Annotated in this window: 5 protein-coding genes and 1 tRNA gene; 5 read left to right on the forward strand and 1 reads right to left on the reverse strand. The window is 60.1% G+C overall.

Going from position 1 to position 6,776, the window contains the following annotated elements; genetic code table 11:
- The first annotated feature begins 93 nt into the window (after positions 1-93).
- The 5 genes from AB0E94_RS42715 to AB0E94_RS42735 all read left to right on the forward strand — a co-directional run bounded on the left by AB0E94_RS42715 (position 94) and on the right by AB0E94_RS42735 (position 5,084).
- Positions 94-525 (forward strand): DUF3052 domain-containing protein, encoded by a 432-nt coding sequence (locus AB0E94_RS42715; RefSeq protein WP_317787897.1) that lies wholly within the window; start codon positions 94-96, stop codon positions 523-525.
- A 73-nt stretch (positions 526-598) separates the two neighbouring features.
- A complete protein-coding gene (locus AB0E94_RS42720) occupies positions 599-1,063 on the forward strand; it encodes a peroxiredoxin (RefSeq protein WP_360338838.1) in 465 nt (154 codons plus the stop codon).
- An 83-nt stretch (positions 1,064-1,146) separates the two neighbouring features.
- Positions 1,147-1,221 (forward strand) — tRNA-Val (locus tag AB0E94_RS42725).
- Positions 1,222-3,461: 2,240 nt separating this feature from the next.
- Positions 3,462-3,980 (forward strand): GNAT family N-acetyltransferase, encoded by a 519-nt coding sequence (locus AB0E94_RS42730; protein WP_360338840.1) that lies wholly within the window; start codon positions 3,462-3,464, stop codon positions 3,978-3,980.
- A 147-nt stretch (positions 3,981-4,127) separates the two neighbouring features.
- Positions 4,128-5,084: a hypothetical protein gene (locus AB0E94_RS42735; protein WP_360338842.1), complete on the forward strand. Its 957-nt coding sequence runs from the start codon at positions 4,128-4,130 to the stop codon at positions 5,082-5,084.
- Positions 5,085-5,365: 281 nt separating this feature from the next.
- Here AB0E94_RS42735 and AB0E94_RS42740 read toward each other — a convergent pair whose 3' ends face one another.
- Positions 5,366-6,661, reverse strand: a complete 1,296-nt coding sequence (locus AB0E94_RS42740; RefSeq protein ID WP_360338845.1) for a tyrosine-type recombinase/integrase — start codon at positions 6,659-6,661, stop codon at positions 5,366-5,368.
- Positions 6,662-6,776: the final 115 nt, after the last annotated feature.

Consider the following 6,776-nt stretch of genomic DNA (forward strand, 5'->3'; position numbering starts at 1 on the left):
CACACTCGGTGCGCCACTTGCGCACCGGCCCCGGAATGTGTGGACTACCCCCAGGTTCCGGCTTTTTTCTCGACGGCTAGGAGGATTTGGACAGTGAGCGCGACCGCGGGTCAGGCCGACGGCGTACGTAGCCTGGCGGACCGGTTCGGCCTGGAGCCGAACATGGTGGTCATGGAGATGGGATACGACGACGATGTCGACGAGGATCTCCGTGACGCCCTGACCGAACGCGTCGGTGACATGGTCGACGAAGACACCGACGAGGTCGTCGATGCGGTGCTGCTGTGGTACCGCGACGGCGACGGTGACCTCTTCGAGATCCTCACCGATGCCCTCGGCCCCCTCGCCGACAACGGCGTGGTGTGGCTGCTGACCCCCAAGGCGGGCCGCGACGGCCACGTCGAGCCCAGCGAGGTCAGCGAGTCCGCCCCGACGGCGGGCCTCCAGCAGACGTCGACGGTCAACGCCGGCAAGGACTGGACCGGCGCCCGCCTGGTCACCCCCCGGGGCGCCAAGAAGAAGTAACTCACTGCCCCTCCCGCTCCAGGTCGGCGCCCCTAGGGCGCCGACCCATAGGTGTTTGCCCTAGTCTGGGGAGATGCCGATCGAGGTGGGCGCTCCGGCCCCGGATTTCCTGCTCAAGGACCAGAACAACCAGGAGGTACGCCTCAGCGACTTCCACGGTCGCAAGGCGGTCCTGCTGGTCTTCTACCCGCTGGCGTTCAGCCGGCGCTGCCACGGCGAGCTGACCGAGATCCAGCAGAACCTGCCGGAGTACACCGGCGACCACCTCCAGGTGCTGACGGTGAGCGTCGACTCGGTCTACAGCCACAAGGTGTGGGCCGAGCAGGAGGGCTTCGAGTTCCCGCTGCTGGCCGACTTCTGGCCGCACGGGGAGGTCGCGTCGGCCTATGGGGTCTTCGACCCGGAGCGTGGCTACGCCAACCGGGGCACGTTCCTGATCGACGCCGCCGGCACCGTCGTCTGGTCCGAGATGAACGGCCCCGGCGAGGCCCGTGACCAGAAGGCGTGGCGTTCGGCCCTGGCCACCCTGACCGCTTGACCCTTCCGGCCGCCGTTGCCTCGCCACTCTCAGACCTCGATCAGCGGCAGGGTACGATGACGACTCCGGCCGCATGCCGTGCCGGGCGCGTAGCTCAGTGGGAGAGCACTCGCCTTACAAGCGAGGGGTCGTAGGTTCGAAACCTACCGCGCCCACCACCTTGAGCAGGCAGGGAGCGGGCCGCCGGAAATTCGGCGATCCGCTCCCGTCTCAATTCCCGTCTCAGTTTGCCCTCCAGGGCAATCCCGTGACCTGCTCGGCGATGCTGGCCGCCAGTTCCTACGCATGAATCAACGAGGGCTGCGGAGCGTCTATCTGAGGACAGCTCACGACCTACGTGAGCAGCCCAGGCCTAAGAAAAGTTGCGGCGTGTGGCCCAGGAGTCGCGCAGACGAGTGTCGTGGCCCGATGAGAGATCGAGCGGCCGGGCCAGCCTATGGCCGAACAACTAGGTACCTTCCCCGTCACAGCTGTCGGGCACGTTTCCGTTCGGCCCGCTGAACCTCGTGGTGGTACTAGAGATGCGTCGCATGGGGCTGATGCGCGCAGTGCGATGTTTCGGCAAGCGCGTCCCATGCGGTGACCCCTAGATGCCGCCTCTGTGTGTCTGACGGCCTCGGAACGGACCGCAGCTCCGAGAAGAAGCACGGGACAACAGCAGAAGACCTACAGGGGCGGCATCTTCCTGTCGGATTGGCCCCGATATCCCACTGACTGGCGTGCGGATTGAGCGCGTGCGCTGGTGCTCAGCGCCTCTGCCACGTGCCTAATCTCCCTCACTCGGCCCCAATAGATGGAAGGACCTGCCACCGTGTTCGGATTCCCTGCGTCCTGTTTCGAACGGTTCATTCAGCCGGCTGAGCTGAGGAAGTTCGTCTTGGGCTGGGAGCGCGGTTTGGGTCGCTTCACTGCTTCGTGAGGATTCGCAACTGCGAGTTTCTGATCGGCGAGTGCTATCGACGGCCGGCCAATAGTTCGGATCGGTGATGCTAGCAGCATTTCGGACTATCGGATGCCCGGTCGGGCGTCCTTAGAATATTTGGTGCAGCTACCAGACGTAGGCCCTCCGATCGATTCAAATAAGCTCCTTAAGGGCAGTAGTTGGCTCATAGATGTTGAGCCCTTCATTGTCAATCTTTCCCGAATTTTGGAGCCCCCAAATTCCTAGCGGTGATGGGCCGTTTGGCCGACCGTTCCAATTTCGCTTTAAGTATTCCAGCATTCCTGCACCCCGGCCGTTGGTAGTCGGCAGGCGTGAGTTTGAGTTGATGTACTGAGAAATTGGCATCCGAGGTACTCCGGCACTGATGTCAGAGAAGCTGACCGAGCCGCGCGCGAGAGAGATCCGTGCAGCTCCGAGGTAATTCGCGACGAATTGTGTACCCCATCCTTTGAGTTTGTCAACGGCACTGCAACAACTAGTGCCGTCATTAAGCAGAAGAAGGTCGGTATCCGCCGCCTCGAACAAGATCCCTAGACTTCGGGCATAGTCTCGTAATTGGATTATTGTGGGCATCCGCGCATCGATGGGAAGTACCCACTCCCGACCGACTCGGGTAGCACCAGCATTTCGGTACAAAGTCCGAAGGTCGAAGCCTAGCGCGACGGAAAGCCGATCGATTGCTGGGTTTATTTCGATAGGCAGTTTCAGATGCTCTACACTTACCTGGGAAATTCCCCTTTCCTTAGCCTGTTTTATGATCTCCAATGCGTCGCCAGCCCTCCTCGGTAGAAGCGGCTGTATTCGCAATGAGGTGGGCACGCCACGCCGCGCAAGTTCACCCAGTGAGTCAAGGCGTCGGTGCGGTGGCGGAACACCAGGCTCGGCAATAGCGCTTAGCCCGGGGTCTAGAGTGGAGATTGACACCTGCACCACGGTGTTGCCGGCGGCGAGAGCTTCCATCGCCCCAGAGTTAGCCAATGGTAGGCCCTTTGTGCTGACCACTGTCGGATAGTTATGCTGAGCTAGTGCGTCAAGGATGGCACGCGTGGCACCAAGATTTGATTCAACAGCAGGAAAAGGATCCGACATTCCTCCAAGATGAACCGGAGTTCTGGCGGCCAAAAGTTCGTCAACCACCGATCGAGGGCGATTCCGAGAAAGTCGATCTAGTCGCGCCGAGATTCTTTTGGCCGAAGCTGGCAACAGATTTCTTGGCGGTCTTTTCCCGCCACGATTCGAGGCGAAGCAATATGCGCATCCGAACGTGCATTGCGAATAGCTGTCCAGCCTCAATGGAAGGCTGCAAAAATAGAACTGACTCGTTAGGGTAAGACTATATCGGTACGACCCGCGCGGCATAGGAAACTCCCTGGTTCACGGTGCAGGCTTAAACGTTGATTTACGTCTCCTGCCCAAGCTGCCCACCTGGCAGGCCAATGACCGATGATGGCTCGCATGGAAGCGACCGACTTGCATGAGATCGTAGTGCGGATGGTGGAAGATGTCCCTGTTTGCGTTGAAGTGCTCGCCCTCGTCCACGCTTTCGATGGCTATCCAGCTCAGTGGCCGTCCCATCCCAAAGCGTGGCTGGTGTCGCCTAGAGAGATTGTGGCTCTGGTGGCCAAAGACCACGATGGCGCGGTCACGGGTCACGTTGCAGTTCATCGGGCAACAGGTCACCCCCTGGCCTCCCAGTGGTCGTACGGCTGGGGTGTATCGATAGCTGACCTAGCGGTGATGAGTCGGCTGATCGTGACGCCCGCGGCACGCCGGCAGGGAGTCGGCGAACGGCTGCTAGCGGCCGCCGCTAACGAGGCGCACGGACTCGGGCTTCGACCTGTTCTAGACGTGGCACAAGACAACGCTGCCGCGATTCGTCTATACGAGCGCGCGGGATGGCGGCGAATCGGTGGCCTTGAAGCCAGCCAGCAGCGGCGCATTGCCGTGCATGCCTACATCGGTCCTCTCCCATGATGCCCGTTAGTACCTCAAATTTGCTACGCAGCTTCTAGGCTTCATGCGAGTGATGGCGAAAGGGGCGCGATGTCAGCCACTTCTCAACCTGGCCACGGTGGTCAGCCCGGCTCACCTCCATCACCGGTCCCACCTTCGCCTTACGACATGACAGTTGATCCACTGATCAGTTCATTACCTAAAGATCAACTTGACCATCTCTCTGCGACTGTCCGATCGTTAATCGCAACAAGAATCGAAGGAATCCACTATGCTGAAGGCCGACGCAGTCAACTGTTAGTTATCGGTGGAGCCCTAGCGGCAGCCGGTATCGCCTTCCTCCCGCTGGCGATGTCTGCGGATGGTGTGCCTGCACGTTGGGCGTGCCTGGCTGCCGCGGTATCGTCGATTCTCGTAGGTCTTGCGACTTGGGCGATCTACCTAAGGCAAACGAACTACCCCTATCCGTTTATCGATCCGGCGCAAACCTGGAAATGGTTTTACCATCATGCGATACCGGACAAGAAGGCTTTCGGTGGATGGTTTCATTCTAAGGGATCTCGGACTGCGGAACAGGCGGCGTATGCGCATCAATGGCAAATATTTAGAAATCAGATAAAAGGGCTTTCGGATCCCCGAACCGATGTCACTCAAGATGTAAAGCAACTGTACTTGCTGCATGTAGATGAACTATATAAGAATCTTTTTCTTACGCAATTAAGAAAAGTTCTTAAGGGTGGAGTCATTCTTGTTTCTATCGTCTCCGTTTCCGCCTTCGCCGCTGCAACGCTTGTAGGTGCGCAAGTGGTGGAGTCAGGCACTGTCTATATTTCTGATTTGCGGGTCGATAGTTCCTGGCAACCTACTGGTGGAATTCGGCGGTCTGGAGAATTTGGTGAGGATCTGGAATTTGTTCTTAGGCTCAAAGTGTCGAACGGGGGAGGGGTCGCATTTGCTGCTTCCGGGCTCAGGGCTGAGGGCTCCGATGGTGAACCAATTTTTGCGGAGTTTGCCGGATTTCCGAACCCCATAAAGATTGGTGCCAGAGCTTCGTCAGATTTTACGGGGCGAGTTTGGATTGGATCCAAGGATAGATCTGATCTTGAACGATTTAATCTAACCTGAAGGCTGCGTGGATGTGAAGGAATAATAGTCGATGGGGTCCGATGGGAAGTGCGCGTAATCTAAAGATGTTCACTCTTGTGGGTTAAGGGGATTCTGTCCGAGCGGTTCTTGATGCTGAGGCGTCAGTAGGGAATCGCAGAAGGGCTGCTGCTCTGATGCCTCGTTTCTCGTCAGACTGGCTATATTGCATCAGGCGAAACGGCATAGGCCGGGGCAATGGCGGAGTCCGGTTGAACTAAGGACTCCGCCATATGGCCTGCATCATCTGGTCCGCTGAGTTTTCAGTTCGTCTTCCAGAGCAGTCCCGCGACTTGATCGGCGATACCCTTGGCGAGTTCCGGTGCGAGGTGCTGGTATCGGGTCGTCATGGCCATCTGGGACCAGCCCATGACTTCCATGACGGCCCGTGTCGGCACCCCGAGGACCAGAAGCATCGTTGCTGCCGTGTGGCGGGCGTCATGCAGGCGAGCGTCTCGGACGCCTGCCTCCTGGAGAAGATTCTTCCAAGCGTCGTGATCGGCTCGCGGGTCGATCGGTCGGCCGTTCTGCTGAGCAAAGACCCAACCGCTCTCCTCCCACATTTGGCGGGCCCGCTCTCGTTCCTGGTCTTGAACCTTTCTGTGCTCCCGGAGCGCAGCCACGATCGGGGCTGGAATCCCAACAGCACGACGACCTGCCCGCGACTTCACATCGACCTCTTTGAGTCCGCCTCCGTGCTTCTGGGGGCACCTGCTGGCGTGCTGGGAGCAGTCGGCGGGGCAAGGTGGTGGGCACGCCCGCTGATGCCGATGGCAAACCGGGGGACAGGGCTTCATCTTGTGCAGTCGCTCGCCGCACTTGTTTGGGTTGTCGCAGCCGTGCTGCCACTTGTAGCGCTGAATCTGGCGGGGAGTACGCAACAGACCCTTGTCGAGGTCGACGCGGTGCCACTTGAGGCCGAGCGTCTCCCCCTTCCTCAGCCCGAGTGCCAGCGCCAGGGCGAACCGGACCCCATTTCGCTTGCCGGCTGCCACGTCAAGCAGTCGTTGCGCCTCCTCGACGGTGAAGGGCTCGATCTCCTGCTCGTCCAGCCGGGGCGGCTTGGCGAGCTGCGCGACGTTGCGTCCGAGGTGGCCACGACGAACGGCGACGTTGAGCGCGGTCTTGACGGTCCGATGAGTTTGATGGGCGGTGCCGGGCGCGCTGCCGGAGCGGATCATCTTGGTGTACAGATGCTCCAGGTGTTCCGGCTCCAGCTTCTCCAGGCGATGAGCACCGACTCCGGGAATCAAGTGCTTGTAGACCGCAGCCCGGTAGCCGACCATCGTCGTCTCCCGGACCGACGGCGCGGCGATGTTCTCGACCCAATGGGTGAGCCAGGACTTCACGGTCCACCGCTGACCGACCTTGCGGACCGTGCCGTCATCCCGGCTACGTTCCAGGTCGCGAACCTTGCGAGTGACAACGGCCTCGGTCTTGCCACTCACATGACGCCGGTCGGGCGTACCGTCCGGCTTCGTGCCGACCGTGACCCGTCCGTGCCAGGCCCCGTCTGCGCCCTTGTAGATGCTCGAAGCGCCATTCGGCTTGCGTCCCATCGTTGCCTCCTCACGCCGCCGGGACTGTCAAGAAAACGGTGTAACTCGATGTTGGTGAAGGTCAGTTGCGGCCTGCGGTGAGGCGTCCTTCGAAAGCGAGGTCGAAGGCGTTGAG

This window comes from Actinoplanes sp. NPDC026670 (genome assembly GCF_040638175.1).
Lineage (GTDB): Bacteria > Actinomycetota > Actinomycetes > Mycobacteriales > Micromonosporaceae > Actinoplanes.